12 protein-coding genes are annotated in these 15,062 nt (G+C 62.6%); 7 read left to right on the plus strand and 5 right to left on the minus strand.

The annotated features are described in order from the left end of the window. Positions 1-6: 6 nt before the first annotated feature. Positions 7-222, plus strand: coding sequence for a hypothetical protein (locus DQG19_RS01145; protein WP_116124392.1), 216 nt, complete (start codon positions 7-9; stop codon positions 220-222). On the opposite strand, the gene DQG19_RS01150 is transcribed toward DQG19_RS01145, so the two are convergent. The 3 genes from DQG19_RS01150 to gltB form a co-directional block, all read right to left on the minus strand. Continuing rightward, positions 223-1,209, minus strand: coding sequence for an aldo/keto reductase (locus DQG19_RS01150; protein ID WP_116124393.1), 987 nt, complete (start codon positions 1,207-1,209; stop codon positions 223-225). Positions 1,210-1,301: 92 nt separating this feature from the next. Next, the gene (locus DQG19_RS01155) at positions 1,302-2,783 is read right to left on the minus strand and encodes a glutamate synthase subunit beta (RefSeq protein WP_116124394.1); all 1,482 of its coding nucleotides are present in this window, start codon (positions 2,781-2,783) and stop codon (positions 1,302-1,304) included. Positions 2,784-2,899: 116 nt separating this feature from the next. Further along, on the minus strand, positions 2,900-7,453 hold the full coding sequence (gltB, locus tag DQG19_RS01160; protein ID WP_116124395.1) for a glutamate synthase large subunit: 4,554 nt from the start codon (positions 7,451-7,453) through the stop codon (positions 2,900-2,902). A 413-nt stretch (positions 7,454-7,866) separates the two neighbouring features. Between gltB and DQG19_RS01165 the strand changes: the two genes are divergently transcribed. After that, positions 7,867-8,331, plus strand: coding sequence for a nucleoside triphosphate pyrophosphohydrolase family protein (locus tag DQG19_RS01165; RefSeq protein ID WP_116124396.1), 465 nt, complete (start codon positions 7,867-7,869; stop codon positions 8,329-8,331). A gap of 1 nt (position 8,332) precedes the next feature. Continuing rightward, complete coding sequence (locus tag DQG19_RS01170) at positions 8,333-8,983, plus strand: protein-L-isoaspartate(D-aspartate) O-methyltransferase (protein ID WP_116124397.1); 651 nt, start codon at positions 8,333-8,335, stop codon at positions 8,981-8,983. A 2-nt stretch (positions 8,984-8,985) separates the two neighbouring features. On the opposite strand, the gene DQG19_RS01175 is transcribed toward DQG19_RS01170, so the two are convergent. Further along, a complete protein-coding gene (locus DQG19_RS01175; protein ID WP_157974255.1) occupies positions 8,986-10,884 on the minus strand; it encodes a serine hydrolase domain-containing protein in 1,899 nt (632 codons plus the stop codon). Between the two features lie 98 nt (positions 10,885-10,982). On the opposite strand from DQG19_RS01175, the gene rmuC reads away from it, so the two are divergent. From rmuC to kdsB, 4 genes are all read left to right on the plus strand, one after another. Continuing rightward, on the plus strand, positions 10,983-12,317 hold the full coding sequence (gene rmuC, locus DQG19_RS01180; protein WP_116124399.1) for a DNA recombination protein RmuC: 1,335 nt from the start codon (positions 10,983-10,985) through the stop codon (positions 12,315-12,317). Positions 12,318-12,396: 79 nt separating this feature from the next. Continuing rightward, entirely contained in the window at positions 12,397-13,086 is a 690-nt protein-coding gene (locus DQG19_RS01185) for a CoA transferase subunit A (protein ID WP_116124400.1), read from the plus strand. A gap of 4 nt (positions 13,087-13,090) precedes the next feature. Then, positions 13,091-13,750 carry a 3-oxoacid CoA-transferase subunit B gene (locus DQG19_RS01190; RefSeq protein ID WP_116124401.1) on the plus strand — a complete coding sequence of 220 codons (660 nt, stop codon included), beginning with the start codon at positions 13,091-13,093 and terminating at the stop codon, positions 13,748-13,750. Next, positions 13,751-14,488 (plus strand): 3-deoxy-manno-octulosonate cytidylyltransferase, encoded by a 738-nt coding sequence (kdsB, locus tag DQG19_RS01195; protein WP_116124402.1) that lies wholly within the window; start codon positions 13,751-13,753, stop codon positions 14,486-14,488. A gap of 5 nt (positions 14,489-14,493) precedes the next feature. Here kdsB and DQG19_RS01200 read toward each other — a convergent pair whose 3' ends face one another. After that, entirely contained in the window at positions 14,494-15,036 is a 543-nt protein-coding gene (locus tag DQG19_RS01200) for an NUDIX hydrolase (RefSeq protein WP_116124403.1), read from the minus strand. Positions 15,037-15,062 lie beyond the last annotated feature (26 nt).

Genomic DNA, 15,062 nt, shown 5'->3' on the forward strand with positions numbered 1-15,062 from the left:
CGTCCAATGACCCCGCTTCACACCCCCAAACCGACCCGTAGTCCGCTCCAGAATCGCCGCAACAACCGCGCTGTCCGCGCGGCGGCCCTACATGAATCCCCGGGACTCCGGCTCGCCGGACGGCGCACGGCCCTACCCCCCGCTCGGCGGGCGGAAGTGGTCATGGCCGTGGCCGGTAGCCTCATCATTTTTCTTACCGCGCTGCTTACGGTAGCACAGTAATTACCACCGCTGGTGCACCTCCGGCTTGATTCGCTCCGCGTAGATGCGGTTCATGCGTTCCACTTGCGCGTCGGTGAGTGGCTCGCGCTCCTCGACGGACAGGTTCGACCGGAGGTGCTCCGTCTTGCTGGCGCCGGGAATGATGCAGCTTACCTCCGGGTGGCTTAGGATCCACTGTAGTGCGACCGGGGCTAGGTTTTCCTCCTTGGGGAAGACGGTTTTGAGCTGGTTAACCGCTCGTAGCCCCTCCTCGAAATCGACACCACCGAAGGTTTCCCCGCGGTCGAAGGCCTCGCCGTTGCGGTTGAAGTGGCGGTGGTCCTCCTCCCCGAAGGTGGTCTCACTGTTAAACTTGCCGGTCAGCAGACCACTGGCGAGGGGCACGCGGGCGATGACGCCGACGTCGTGTTTCCGGGCCTGCTCGAAGAACAGCTCGGCCGGCCGCTGGCGGAACAGGTTAAAGATGATCTGAACGGTGGCCACGTTGGGATATTCCATGGCCTTGATCGCTTCCTCTACCTTCTCCACGCTCACGCCGAGGTGCTGAATCTTTCCTTCCTCCTTCAGGCGCTCGAAAATGCCGAAGATCTCCGGACGGTAGTACACGTCCGTCGGAGGGCAGTGCAACTGGATGAGATCGATGCGCTCGATCTTCATGCGTTGCAGGCTGTCCTCCACGTACTTCCGCAGGGCGTTGATGCTGTAATTCTCGTTCGTATGGGGGTTGATCTGCCGGCCGCACTTGGTGGCTACGTAGATGTACTCGCTGCGTTCGCGGACGACCTTGCCCACGGCGGTTTCGCTCTGGCCCTCGCTGTATACGTCGGCCGTATCGATAAAATTGACGCCGGCGTCGATGGCCTCGTTGATGATCCGTTCGGCGGTCGCCTCGTTGAAGGGCTCACCCCACTTACCTCCCACCTGCCAGGTGCCGAGGCTAATTTCGCTTACGTCAAAGTTGGTCTTTCCGAGTTTCCGGTACTGCATGTCGTTGTTTTTCCCTTCCAACGGGTCGGCGGCGCGCAGGTGCAGCGCCAGGTCGGAAAATCAACAACTTTCGGCTGCCGGTCCGGCAACGATCAGGCGAAATCCAGCTCCAGACGGCCTTCGTCGCGGCCTTCGAGTACGGACTCTCCGTTGCGCAGGAAGCCGTCGACCGCGCGGGCGCATTCCCGACCCTCGGCGATGGCCCAGACCACGAGACTCTGCCCGCGGCGCATGTCGCCGGCGGCGAATACCTTGGGGACGGAGGTCTGGTAATTGTGCTCGGGGCTGGCGGCTACGTTCTTGCGGCTGTCGAGTCCCACGCCCAGGTCATTCAGGACGCCCTCGTGCTGGGGATGCATGAAGCCGGCGGCGATCAGCAGCAGTTGGCAGGGCAGCTCGCGCTCGGTCCCGGGAATCTTGACGAAGGTGTTGCGGCCGGTCTGGTCACGTCCCCAGCGAATCTGCACTGTCTTGATGCCGGACAGGTGACCCTCTTCGTCCTTTACGAATTCCTCGGTCAGCACGGCCCACTCCCGTTCGCACCCCTCCTCGTGGCTGGTGGAGGTACGCAGGATCATCGGCCAGTTGGGCCAGCTGTGCTCCCCGCGTTCGGTGGGCGGCATCGGCATGATCTCGATCTGGGTGACCGAGCGGGCTCCGTGGCGGTTGCTGGTGCCGACGCAGTCGGCGCCGGTGTCTCCGCCGCCGATCACGACGACATCGCGGTCCTTGGCGTGAATTTCGTACATGTCGCTGAGGTCATCGCCGGCCACCCGCTTGTTGTTTTGCTCGAGGAACTCCATGGCGTAGTGGATGCCCTGTGCTTCACGGCCCTTGCTCGGAATGTCGCGGGGGATGGTGGAGCCACCGGCCAGGACCACGGCGTCGTGGTCGCGGACCAGCTGCTTGGCGTCCACGTTCTCTCCCACGTTGGCGTTGGTGCGAAACTTGACCCCTTCGGCTTCCATGAGCTCGATACGACGATCGATGACCCACTTCTCGAGCTTGAAATCGGGAATGCCGTAACGGAGGAGGCCGCCCACGCGGGAATTGCGCTCGAAGACCGTCACGGTATGCCCGGCCTTATTGAGTTGGGCGGCGGTAGCTAGGCCAGCCGGGCCCGAACCGATCACGGCTACTTTCTTGCCGGTGCGACTAGTAGGCGGATTGGGGCGGGCGTAGCCGCGCTCGAAGGCCTCTTCGGCAATGGATTTTTCAATGAACTCAATCGCAACCGGCGGCTGGTTGATGCCCAGGACACATGCCGACTCACAGGGAGCGGGACAGATACGTCCGGTGAACTCCGGGAAGTTGTTGGTGGAGCTCAGGATCTCGAAGGCCTCGCGCCAGTCTTCCTCGTACACGGCGTCGTTGAACTCCGGGATGATATTGCCGAGCGGACAGCCGCTGTGGCAGAAGGGCACGCCACAGTCCATACAGCGGCTCGCCTGGGTTACGGTCTTCTCCTCCGACATGGGCTCGTAAAGTTCCTGCCAGTCGGTCTTGCGGACTTCTACGGGGCGCTTGCCGGGTAGCTCTCGGGTATGTTTTAGGAATCCGGTGGGATCTGCCATGGTTAGTTATCGTTTTACCTGCTGGGTAGCGCGCGGAGCGTTCGGCGGTTACGGCGCGGGCGCACTACCTAGCCAGTCTGTTTACGTTAGTTTATTTCCTGTTCACGCTGGGGTGCTTAGACCAGTTGCGCCACCTTTACCTCGACGTCGGGTTGCTCCCCTTTCTTGGCGAGGGCAGCCTTGTAGTCGCGGGGCATCACCTTGACAAAGTGACCTTCCTCGGTGTCCCAGTCGTTGAGCATATCCAATGCACGTTTCGAACTGGTGTAGGCAAAGTGGTTACGGACCATCTGCTTCAGCAGGTTGCGGTCAAACTCCTCCAGCGCTTCCAGGTCCACCATCTCGGGATTGACGCTGTTGCCGAAGGTGCCCTCGGGGTCGTAGACGTAGGCGATACCGCCCGACATCCCCGCTCCGAAGTTCTTGCCCGTTTCGCCGAGCACTACCACCACGCCGCCGGTCATGTACTCACAACCGTGGTCGCCCAGGCCCTCGACGACGGCCTTCACGCCGGAATTCCGTACACAGAAGCGCTCACCGGCCATCCCCTTGATGTAGGCCTCGCCGGAGGTCGCGCCGTAGAAGGCTACGTTGCCGATGATGATGTTCTCGTGGGGGTCGAAGGTCGATACCCGGTCGGGTACCACGATCAGCCGGGCGCCGGAGCAGCCCTTACCGAAGTAGTCATTGGCTTCTCCCTCCAGCAGGAACTCGATACCCTTGGCGGCAAAGGCGCCGAAGCTCTGGCCGGCGGAACCGCGGAAGCGGAACTTGATGGCGCCGTCGGGCAGGCCTTCCCCGTGGAAGCGGCGGCTGATCTCGTTGGAGAGCATGGTGCCGACGCTGCGGTCCGTGTTCTTGATGTCGAAAGAACCGGTGACGGGTTCCATTTCCTCCAGGGCGATCTTGGCGGAGGCGATCAGGCGGCGGTCAAGCACGTCGCTGATGCCGTGGTCCTGATCCACGCGCTTGTAGAGGCCCACCGACTCGTCGGCCACTTCCTTATAGAGGATGGGGCTGAGGTCGAGGCTGCGATACTTCCAGTGCTCTACTTCGCTGTTCATCTTCAGGTGCTCTACGCGACCCACCATTTCGTTTACGGTGCGGAAGCCCAGCTCGGCCATGATCGAGCGCATATCCTCCGCCAGGAAGCGGAAGAAGTTTATGACGTGTTCGGGATCGCCGGTGAAGCGCTTGCGCAGCTCCGGATTCTGGGTAGCGATACCGACGGGGCAGGTGTTGACGTGGCACTTGCGCATCATGATGCAGCCCTCCACGACCAACGCGGCGGTGGCTACACCGTATTCCTCGGCGCCGAGCAGCGTAGCGATCACGAGGTCGCGGCCGGTACGGATCTGTCCGTCCGTCTGCAGAGTGACGCGGTCGCGCAGCTTGTTCCGCACCAGCGTCTGGTGGCTCTCGGCCAGCCCGAGCTCCCAGGGCAGTCCCGCGTGGCGGATACTGCTGAGCGGGCTGGCGCCGGTACCGCCGTCGTGGCCGGAGATCAGGATGGCATCGGCGTGAGCCTTGGCTACGCCGGAGGCGATAATGCCGACACCGGCCTTGGACACCAGTTTGACGTTGATGCGGGCGCGGCGGTTGGCGTTCTTCAGGTCGAAGATGAGCTGGGCCAGGTCCTCGATGCTGTAGATATCGTGGTGGGGTGGCGGGGAGATCAGGCCTACACCGGGGGTAGACTTACGGACGCGTCCGATCCAGTCGTCCACCTTGTGGCCGGGCAGCTGTCCGCCCTCGCCGGGCTTGGCACCCTGGGCCATTTTAATTTGCAGCTCGTCGGCGTTGGTGAGGTAGTGGCTCGTGACGCCGAAGCGGCCGGAGGCTACCTGCTTGATCGCGGAGCGCATATTGCGCCCCTTGTCGTCCAGTTCGAAGCGGACTTCGTCTTCTCCACCCTCGCCGGAATTGGAGCGGGCACCGATCTTGTTCATCGCGATGGCCAGGGTGGTATGTGCCTCCCAGCTGATGGACCCAAAGGACATCGCACCCGTCGCGAAGCGCTTCATGATGGCCTCGGCGGGCTCGACCTCCTCGAGCGGTACGGGCTCGGTCTTGCGGAACGTCAGCAGGCCGCGCAGGGTGAGGGCCTTCTCGGTCTGCTCGTTGATCGCGTCGCGGTACTTCTCGTAGGCCTCGGGGTCGTTCTTACGGGCGGCGATCTGCAGGAAGTGGATGCTCTTGGGGTTGAAGGTGTGGGCCTCCCCGCGGCGCTTCCATTGGTAGACGCCCCCCACCTCGAGTTTCGGGTTGGGTACGTATTCCTTCGGATAGGCCAGGTGGTGGCGGACCAGCACTTCGTTCGCCAGTCCGTCGTAGCCGATGCCTTCGATGCGGCTGATGGAGCCCCGGAAGCATTCGTCGACGACCTTGCGGTTAAGTCCCAGGATCTCAAAGATTTGTGCCCCCTGGTAGGACTGAAGGGTCGAGATGCCGATCTTCGACATGATCTTCAGCAGTCCCTTGCCCACCGCCTTGCGGTAGATCTTGATCACGTCCTTTAGCTCGTAGCCCTCCTCCTCGAAGACGTTGCGGGCGTGCAGGTCGGCCAGGGCCGCGTAGGCCATGTAGGGGCAGACCGCGCTGGCACCGTAGCCGATCAGCGTGGCCACGTGGTGGGTCTCGCGGATATCTCCGCCCTCGACCACGATGCTGGTACGGGCCCGAAGTCCGCTGGCGACCAGGTGATGGTGTACGGCACCCAGAGCCAGCAAGCTCGGCACGGGGGCGCTGTGGCTGTCGGCTTCCCGGTCGCTCAGGATCAGGATGTTGTAGCCGCTACGCACCATCGACTCGGCCTGGGCGCGGATGTGCTCCACCGCGGCCTGCAGGCGGCCGCCCTGCCCGTCGGCCGGGAAGACGGTGGTAATGACGCCGGCGCGGAAATTCTTGTGGTGCAGCTCGCGGAGCTTAGCCACCTCGTCGTTGCTCAGGATCGGAGTGTCGAGGTGGATGTAGGTCGCATTGGCGGCGGTGGACTCGATAACGTTCTCCGAGCTGCCGAGCATGGCGTAGAGCGACATCACGCTCCGCTCCCGGATGGGGTCGATCGGGGGGTTGGTCACCTGCGCGAAAAGCTGCTTGAAGTAGTTGCCGATGTGCTGGCTTTGCAGGGACAGCACGGCCAGCGGTGTGTCGCTACCCATCGAGCCGATGGGGTCCTGCCCCCCCTTGATCATAGGCTCGAGCATCACGCTGAGGTCCTCCTTCGTGTAGCCGAATAGCTGTAGCCGGCGGAACAGCGTCTTCTGATCCATGGTGATCTCGGCCTTGCGCGAGAGCGGCAGGTTCTTGATGTCTTGCTTGTGCTCGTCCAGCCAGTCGCGGTAGGGCAACCGCTGGCAGATGATCTCCTTCAGCTCCTCGTCGCCGATAACGCGGTGCTCCTGCAGGTCGGCCACGAGGATACGGCCGGGCTGCAGCCGCCCCTTCTTGACGACCTTTTTCTGGTCGACCTTAAGGGCGCCGGCCTCGGAGGCAACGATGAGGGTGTTATCGTCGAGGAGGCAGTAGCGGCTCGGGCGCAGGCCGTTGCGGTCGAGCGTAGCGCCCACCAGGATACCGTCGGTGAAGCAGATGGAAGCGGGACCGTCCCAGGGCTCCATCAACGCCTTGCTGTATTCGTAGAAGGCCTTCTTGTAGTCGGGCATGGCTTCGTCGTGCTGCCAGGCTTCCGGGATCATCATCATGAGGGCATGAGGGATGCTCATGCCATTCATGGTGAGAAATTCGAGGACATTATCGAAGTTGGCGGAGTCGGAAAGCATACTACCGCAGACGGGGTAGATCATGTCCAGCTCCTCCTCGGTGAAGTTGGAGGTCTTCCGGATCAGGCTTTCCTTCGATTTCCACCAGTTGACGTTACCCTGTACGGTATTGATCTCGCCGTTGTGGGCGATCATGCGGAAGGGCTGGGCGAGCTTCCACTTCGGCACCGTGTTGGTGGAAAAGCGGCTGTGCACGAGGGCGATCGCGGACTTGTAGCTCAGGTCCTGCAGGTCGTTGTAGAATCCGGGGAGCTGCCAGGTGGTCAGCTGGCCTTTATATACGATGGTCTTGTAGCTGAACGAACAGAGGTAGAACTGGTCGCGCGTCTCGGGGTAGGTATCGTGAATGCGGTGGGTGGCAAACTTCCGCAGAACGTACAGCTTACGCTCCAGGTCCGCGGGCTCCATTTCCGTGCGCGGCTCCACGAAGATCTGCTCCATCCGGGGCTTGGCACCCTGGCTCGTGGGACCTACTTCGTCGTGATCGTGGGGGTTCTTTCGGTAGGTGATCACGTCGAAGCCGAGTTCGTCGCAGTAATCCTCGAACAGGAAGCGGCAGCGCTGGCTCAGCTCCTTTTCGGCGGGGAGAAACAGCTGGCCGACACCGTACTTCCCGAAGGGGGGAAGCTGCTTGCCCATTTCGGACAACTTGCGGCGGAAGAACTCGTCGGGCACCTGCGTCAGGATCCCAGCGCCGTCGCCCGAATTCGGCTCACACCCACAGGCACCCCGGTGTTCCATATTGACCAGCATAGACAGCGCATCCTTGACGATACTGTGCTTGGCCTCACCGTTCAGGTTGGCTACAAAACCCGTTCCACAGGCGTCGGATTCGAGGTGGGGCGTGTAGAGGCCGGGTTCGCGGGGGGTAGTATCTTGGTATTGCATTGTTCAGAGGGCTATGGGGGGTGAGGGGCTCGTACGCCGTGGCGCATTTACCCTTATCGAACACACAAGATAGCTGATACATTAAACCGGCACAATGTTCCACGACCATTACAACCGGTTAATTACAGTTGCCAAGACAAGCAGAGAGCGGACATTACCAGCACAAACTTCTAAAATAGTTCCGCAAATAGAAAAATCACGCAATTAAAGTTTCTTGTTTTCCTTGTTGCACAAAATAAATTGCGAAGCTGAGCACCACACCCACCTATCGGCCGCTATTCTATACCCCTTTTTTCCTGTTTTTATCGGGTATTTACTCAGACGTCCGATAAAGTTCCACGGCTGTAATCCACGGTCGCACCGAAGCAGCCACCCCCGTTTGTGCTATATTCGCCCCTCCTCAAACAAGCTGTATGAAAAGTCCCGATGCCCTGGCCGCGGTCGCCGAATTCCATCGTACGTTCCACGTTCCGGTGTGCACGGCACCTGCGCTCCCGCCCCCGGACCGCAGCCGGTTGCGGGTGAATCTGCTGCAGGAGGAGCTGGACGAGCTGCAAGCCGCGATCGCCGACGGGGATATCGTGGAAGTAGCCGACGCCCTGGCCGACCTGCAATACGTACTGAGCGGAGCCGTACTCGAATTCGGTCTTGGCGACCGCTTTAAAGCCTTATTCGACGAGGTTCACCGCTCCAATATGAGCAAAACCTGCGCCTCGCGCGCCGAGGCCGAAGCTACCGTGGAACACTACCGGTCGCTCGGGCAGGAGGGCCGCGTGGAACGCAGCGGCGATCACTGGCTGGTATACCGCAACAGCGATAACAAGGTGCTCAAGAACCTCAACTACTCCCCCGCCGACTTGGCCGGCCAACTGAAGTAACATGGAAGATGGTTTTCGGCACCGCGGACAACGTAAACGACTCATTACCGGACTGCGCGCCGCGGGTGAGTTTGACGACCGGGTGCTTGACGTAATGGCCAACATACCGCGGCATTCCTTCCTGGACAGCTCCTTCGGGGACTGGGCCTACCGTGACGAACCCTTCCCCATCGACTGTGAACAGACCATCAGCCAACCCTCTACCGTAGCCTGGCAAACCACCGCCCTACAACTCCTGCCACGGCAGCGCGTGCTGGAAATCGGTACCGGATCAGGCTATCAGGCGGCGGTGCTGTCCCTGCTGGGCGGTCGCGTTTTTACCGTGGAACGTCACAAACCCCTCTTCCGGAAAGCCAAGCTTACCCTGAAAAAGTTACGCCTGGACCGGGGTATTCGCTTCTTTCTTCGTGACGGCAACCGGGGCGTACCGGAGATGGCTCCCTACGCCCGCATTTTAGTCACCGCCGGGGCTACGGAAATTCCCCAGCCATTGCTCGACCAGCTGGCCGTAGGCGGGATCATGGTTATCCCCGTCGGACCGGAGGAGGCGGATCAGCGACTGCTGCGCATCACGAAGCGGGCTTCCGATAGCTATGAAGAGGAGGAGCTGGGCTTATGTCGGTTCGTTCCCTTTCGCTCCGGGCTGGCCTGAGCTCACGCCGCGGTGGCTGAGCGGAAACTGCCGAGGGCGCGGTACAGGTCGCGCTGCATACGGCTGCGGGTCCCGTACTTCATAAACTTGCTGTTGTCGGGATCCGGATACGTGCGGTTGGTAAGCAGCACAAATACGAGGTCGTTGTCGGGATCGGCCCACACGCAGGTGCCCGTAAAGCCGGTGTGACCGAAGGTGCGGTCCGATGCGCCCGCCCGCACGACGCTGGCGTAGCCGGCCGCCAGCCGGTCGAAGCCCAGCGCGCGCCGGTTGTACGGCCCCTGCTCGGTAAACCGTTCAACGGTGGCACGCGAAAGAAGTTGGCGGCCGTCGTACGCCCCCCCGTCGAGTAGCAGCTGGAACAGCCGTCCCAGGTCGGAGGCGTTGCCGAACAGCCCCGCGTGACCGGCCACCCCGCCGAGCAGGGCGGCTCCCTCGTCGTGGACATAGCCCCGCAGCTCCCCGCGCCGCATCCACTTGTCTACGATGGTGGGCACCAGCTGACGTTCCCCGAAGCGCTCCAGGGGACGGAACGACAAATGGCGCAGCCCCAAGGGCTCGTAAAAGTTACGCGCCACGTAGGTGTCGAGGCCTTCTCCGGCGATGGCTTCCACGATAAATTGTAGCAATACGTAATTGACGTCGCTGTAGCGGTACACCGGCCGACGCGTATGGTCGAGACGGGCAAGATCCGCGCGCAGCCGGGCGGGCACGTCGCTGGCCAGGTAGCGCCGGGGACTAAGGGCGAGGGTGTTTTCCGCCGTAGGCACGTTGGAGAGGAACGGTTCGTGCAGGTAGGGATACAGGGGCAGATTACTCTGTAGTCCCGTGTGGTGGGTGAGCAGTTGATCGATGCGGTATCGGCCGGGGGTACGGTCACGGTACTCCGGCAGGTAATCGCTGACCCGGGCGTCGAGGCGCAGCCGACCCTCGTCGTATAGCTTCATGACGGCGAGGGTGGTTGCCGCAGCTTTAGTCACCGAGGCCAGGTCATAGAGGTCAGACACCCGTACCGGTTCGCTGCGGCGGTAGCGGTGGTTGCCGTAGGCTCGCTCGTAGATCACTTCTCCGTCCTTCAGGACGGCCAGCTGGGCGCCCGGCGTCGCGCCGAAACGGATGGCGCGATTGATCACCTGATCCAGCGCGCCCAGGCGCTCGCGGTCCACACCGGTGGCCTCGGGCTCCCGGAAGCCGGTGCGGACGGCGGGTAGCTCCAGTCCGGTGCCGTCCGCGAATCGACCGTTGAGCTCCTGGGCCCCGAATACGGCCTGGGCTACGAAGGACTCGCTTTCCTTGGCCCGTAACAGGCAATTCACCCACTCCCAGCCGGTCGGCAGGTCCGTCACCAGGTCAGGAGTGCCGTAGTGGATCAGGGTAAAGTTCCCGAGGGAATACAGCGCCCGGTACCAGTGCGCCGGAGCTACGCTGGTGGGGGGATCGGTCACGACCACGAGCGTCGGCAGATCGGGGGCGGCGGCAAGCGCGGGTGCAAGGCGGTCGCCGAAGGCCACGGCCTGCACGTCGGCGAAGCGGCGCGCCATATCGATAAAGTAATCCGGCCGTTGGCCTTCCTGGTACAGGATACGGACCGCGGAAGCGGTGACCAGGGGCAGACGGCCCGCCGGATTGGTTGCCAGGACGGTCTGCGCCAGCAGGCGTTCGCGCCGGTCGACGTCGGCAGCGGCGTCCACGCTTACGTAGGGCCACCCCGTGGTGCGTGTCAGGGTATCCGAGCCCGGCACGACGGAGAACAGCGCCAGATCGGCCGCGGCGACCGGGGCCGGCGCGGCGACGGGGAGCGTCTCCGCGGGTGCCTCCACGAACCAGCTGGAGAACCAGTCCACGACCCATTCTCCCCACCCCACTTCGGCATCGGTGGATGCAGCGGAAAACAGGAGCAAGGAAAAGGGTAAGAGGCGGAAAAACTTCATTGGGTTTAGAACGGTGGCTTTTTATACGTATTGTTAGTTAAATGACTGCCGAATGCTACCTTGGCGGCATGGAGGTATCCCCCACCCTGTACTTTTTCAGCCTTGGGCTAGGCGTTGCCATTGGTGCGCTGCTGGGGTGGCTGTACGCGCGAACGCGCCTGGGGGGCACGCACGTATCGCTGGAGACGGTCAAACGCGATTTTGTCGGCCGGGAGCTGCACGAGCAGGTCCGCTCGGACGCCGAGCTGCAGTACGAGAACTTGCAGGAGTACATCCGCTCCGCCAGCGATTTACGCGCGGAACTGGCCACGCTGACCGCCGACCACCGCAACCTGCAGCGACGACTCGACGGGCAGCAACAGGAAACCGAACGCCTGCAGGCCGAATCCGTGGCCCACTTCGAGCGGGCGGCAGACCGGCTGCTGGAGGAAAAGAGCCAGCGCTTCAGCCTGCAGAACGCCCAACAACTCGACGGACTACTGACGCCGCTGAAGGAGCGTATCCGGGGCTTCGAAGAGCAGGTGGAACGGCGGTACGAGCAGGAAACGCGCGACCGGGTAGAACTGCGGACGGAGATTCAACATTTACAACAACTAAACCAGCAGATTAGTTTGGAGGCCAACAACTTAGCTGGTGCTCTTCGGGGTAATACTAAAACCCAGGGAGACTGGGGGGAGTGGCAGTTGCTGACGCTCCTGGAAGCAAGCGGACTGGAAGAGGGGGTACACTTCCGCGCCCAGTCCAGCTTCGTCGACGACGACGGCCGTCAGAAGCGGCCGGACTTCATCATCAGCCTGCCCGACAACAAGCACCTAGTCGTGGACAGCAAGGTATCGCTGACGGCCTACGAGCGCTACTGCAGCTGCGCGGCCGAGGACGAGCCGCAGCGCAAGCTCGAGGCCGCCGCCCACCTGCGAAGCCTGCGGCAGCACGTGCACGACCTGGCCTCCAAGAACTACACCCGCCTCTACCAGATCAACTCCCCGGACTACCTGCTACTGTTCGTCCCGATCGAGCCGGCCCTCGGCCTGGCCCTGACCACCGACCGACAGCTCTTCATCGAGGCCCTGGACCGAAACATCGTGCTCGTTACCCCCTCTACCCTGCTGGCCACCCTCCGGACCGTGGGCTACATCTGGAAGCAGGAGAACCAGAAAAAGAATGTCCTTGAGATCGCGCGGCAGAGCGGACTACTCTACGACGGATTCGTCTCCTTCACCGAGGAGCTCAAGAAGATCGGTCACCGGCTCGACCAGGCCCAGTCCTCCTACCACAATGCCCTCAACAAGCTGAGCACCGGGGGTAAGTACGGCGGCACCCTGATCGGGCGGGCCGAGCGCCTTCGCCGCTTGGGGGCCAAAACGAAGAAACGGCTGGATAACCAATTACTGGAGGAAGAATAGGCCCCGCCGTCGGACCGACTTGCGTATTATGCGTATACTCCCTCCCCATCGATCACCCTGACCTAAATATTTCACGACCATGCAAAAACGCGTCACCGATGCGCGCGCCGCGATTGCCGGTATCACCGACGGCATGACCCTCATGCTGGGCGGCTTCGGCCTCTGCGGTATCCCCGAAAAGTGCATTGCCGCCATGGCCGACAGCGGCGTCACCGACCTCACGTGTATCTCCAACAATGCCGGCGTCGACGGCTTTGGCCTTGGCCTGCTGCTGCAGAGCCGGCAGATCAGGAAGATGATCGCGAGCTACGTGGGCGAGAACGCCGAATTCGAGCGGCAGATGCTGAGCGGCGATCTCGAGGTCGACCTCATCCCCCAGGGAAGCCTGGCCGAGCGCTGCCGGGCCGGTGGAGCCGGTATCCCCGCTTTCTTCACCCCCGCCGGCTACGGCACGGAAGTCGGTGAGGGCAAAGAGGTACGGGAATTTGGCGGCAAGCCCCACATCCTGGAAACGGCGCTGACCGCCGACTTCGCCATCGTCAAGGCGTGGAAGGGCGACACCGACGGCAACCTCATCTACAAGGGCACGGCCCGCAACTTCAACCCGGTCATGGCCATGGCCGGTCGCATCACCATCGCCGAGGTCGAAGAGCTGGTCGAGCCAGGCGAGTTGGACCCCAATCAGATCCACACCCCCGGGGTATTCGTACAGCGCATCTTCCAAGGTCGTGACTACGAGAAACGCATCGAAAAACGCACAATCCGCTAAGCTCATGCTAGACAAAACAGGAATCGCGAAACGCATCTCCCGGGAGCTCGAGGACGGCTGGTACGTCAATCTCGGCATTGGCATCCCCACCCTCGTGGCCAATTTCGTGCCCGAAGGCATCGACGTCACCTTCCAGTCGGAGAACGGCATCCTCGGCATGGGGCCCTTCCCTACTGAGGAGGAGGTAGACGCCGACCTCATCAACGCCGGAAAACAGACCATCACCGCATTGCCGGGGGCGGCAATCTTCGACAGTGCCACGAGCTTTGCCATGATCCGCGGACAGCACATCCAGCTGACGGTCCTCGGCGCCATGGAAGTGTCCGACACAGGCGATATCGCTAACTGGAAAATCCCCGGCAAGCTGGTCAAGGGCATGGGCGGCGCCATGGACCTCGTAGCCTCGGCCCAGAACATTATCGTCGCCATGATGCATACGAACCGCGCTGGCGAAAGCAAGCTGCTGCGGGAGTGCAGCCTGCCCCTCACCGGGGTGAACTGCGTGAAGAAGGTCGTCACGAACCTGGCCGTCCTCGAGGTCACCCCCGATCGCGGCTTCCGGTTGCTGGAGCGGGGCCCCGGCGTAAGCGTACAGGAGATCCGCGACGCTACTGCCGGCCGGCTGCTGGTGGAGGGCGATGTTCCGGAAATGAAGCTGGACTAGGTGGTTCTCGCGGTCATTCCCGCCCGGTACGCGAGTACGCGGCTTCCCGGTAAACCCCTGCTTGACCTGGGCGGTGAATCGCTGGTGCAGCGGGTGTATGGCGCCGTTCGCGGAGCCGGGGTAGTCGACGAAGTGGTCGTTGCCACGGACGACGAGCGCATCCTGCAGCACGTTCGCGGGTTCGGCGGGGCGGCCGTCATGACATCCGCCGATCATCCCTCCGGCACCGACCGCGTGGCCGAGGCGGCACGGGCGTACCCCACCGCCGACCTGGTCGTTAACGTACAGGGAGATGAACCCTTTCTCCTTCCGGAGCAGCTTGCCGCCGTCGTGGCCCCCTTCTCCGATGATGCCGTGGACATTGCCACCCTGGCTACACCGATCCGCGACGAGCATGCCCTCCTGTCGCCCAACGTGGTGAAGGTGGTGCGCGGCACCGCAGGGCAGGCACTTTACTTTAGCCGCCACGCCATTCCCTACTTGCACGACCTGCCCGTCGGCCGGTGGATCGATGAGGGCAACCACCTCCAGCACATCGGCCTCTACGCCTTTCGCGCGCCCGTACTGCAGCTTCTGACCCGCCTCTCCCCCGGTGAGCTCGAGCGACAGGAATCCCTGGAGCAACTCCGCTGGCTGGCTACCGGCCACCGCATCCACGTAGCGCTCACCGACCGTCCCAGCCTGGGCATCGACACCCCGGCCGACCTTGCAGAGGCCCTCCGCCGGTTTGGCGGCTAGCGGCTTCATTTCCCCACGTCCGGATAGCTGCTGCGGTGCAGCTGGCGGTGGCCCGTGGCGCGGTCGGCGAAATACCGACGCAGGGTAAAGGCCGAGGACGTGAAGGCGATGTCGTCCCACGGGATCTCGGCCTCGGTGAATAACCGACTTTCCAGGCTTTCGGGCCCGACGCCGTAAGCGCCGTCCACCAGATCCCCGACGAATTGCAGGTATACCTGGCCGATACGTTCGATGTTGTAGAGGGTGATGAGGTAGTCTACCTCAACCTCGGCGGCCGCTTCCTCACGTACCTCCCGCCGGGCGCCTTCCACTACCGACTCCCCGTTCTCGAGGTAGCCGCTGGGCACGTTCCACAGTCCCCGCATGGGTGATATGGCCCGCCGGCAGAGCAGCACCCGGTCCTCCCAGACGGGCAGGCAGCCGGTGACCACCTTCGGATTCTGGTAGTGGACCGTTCCGCAGTTTTCGCACACGTAGCGGGCGTGTGTGTCGCCGGGCGGCACCGCAAAGGTGAGCTCGGAAGACCCGCAGTGGGAACAGAAATTCATAGGCTGGCAACTTACGTAAACGAAGA

The organism is Lewinella sp. IMCC34183 (assembly GCF_003390915.1).
Lineage (GTDB): Bacteria > Bacteroidota > Bacteroidia > Chitinophagales > Saprospiraceae > Neolewinella.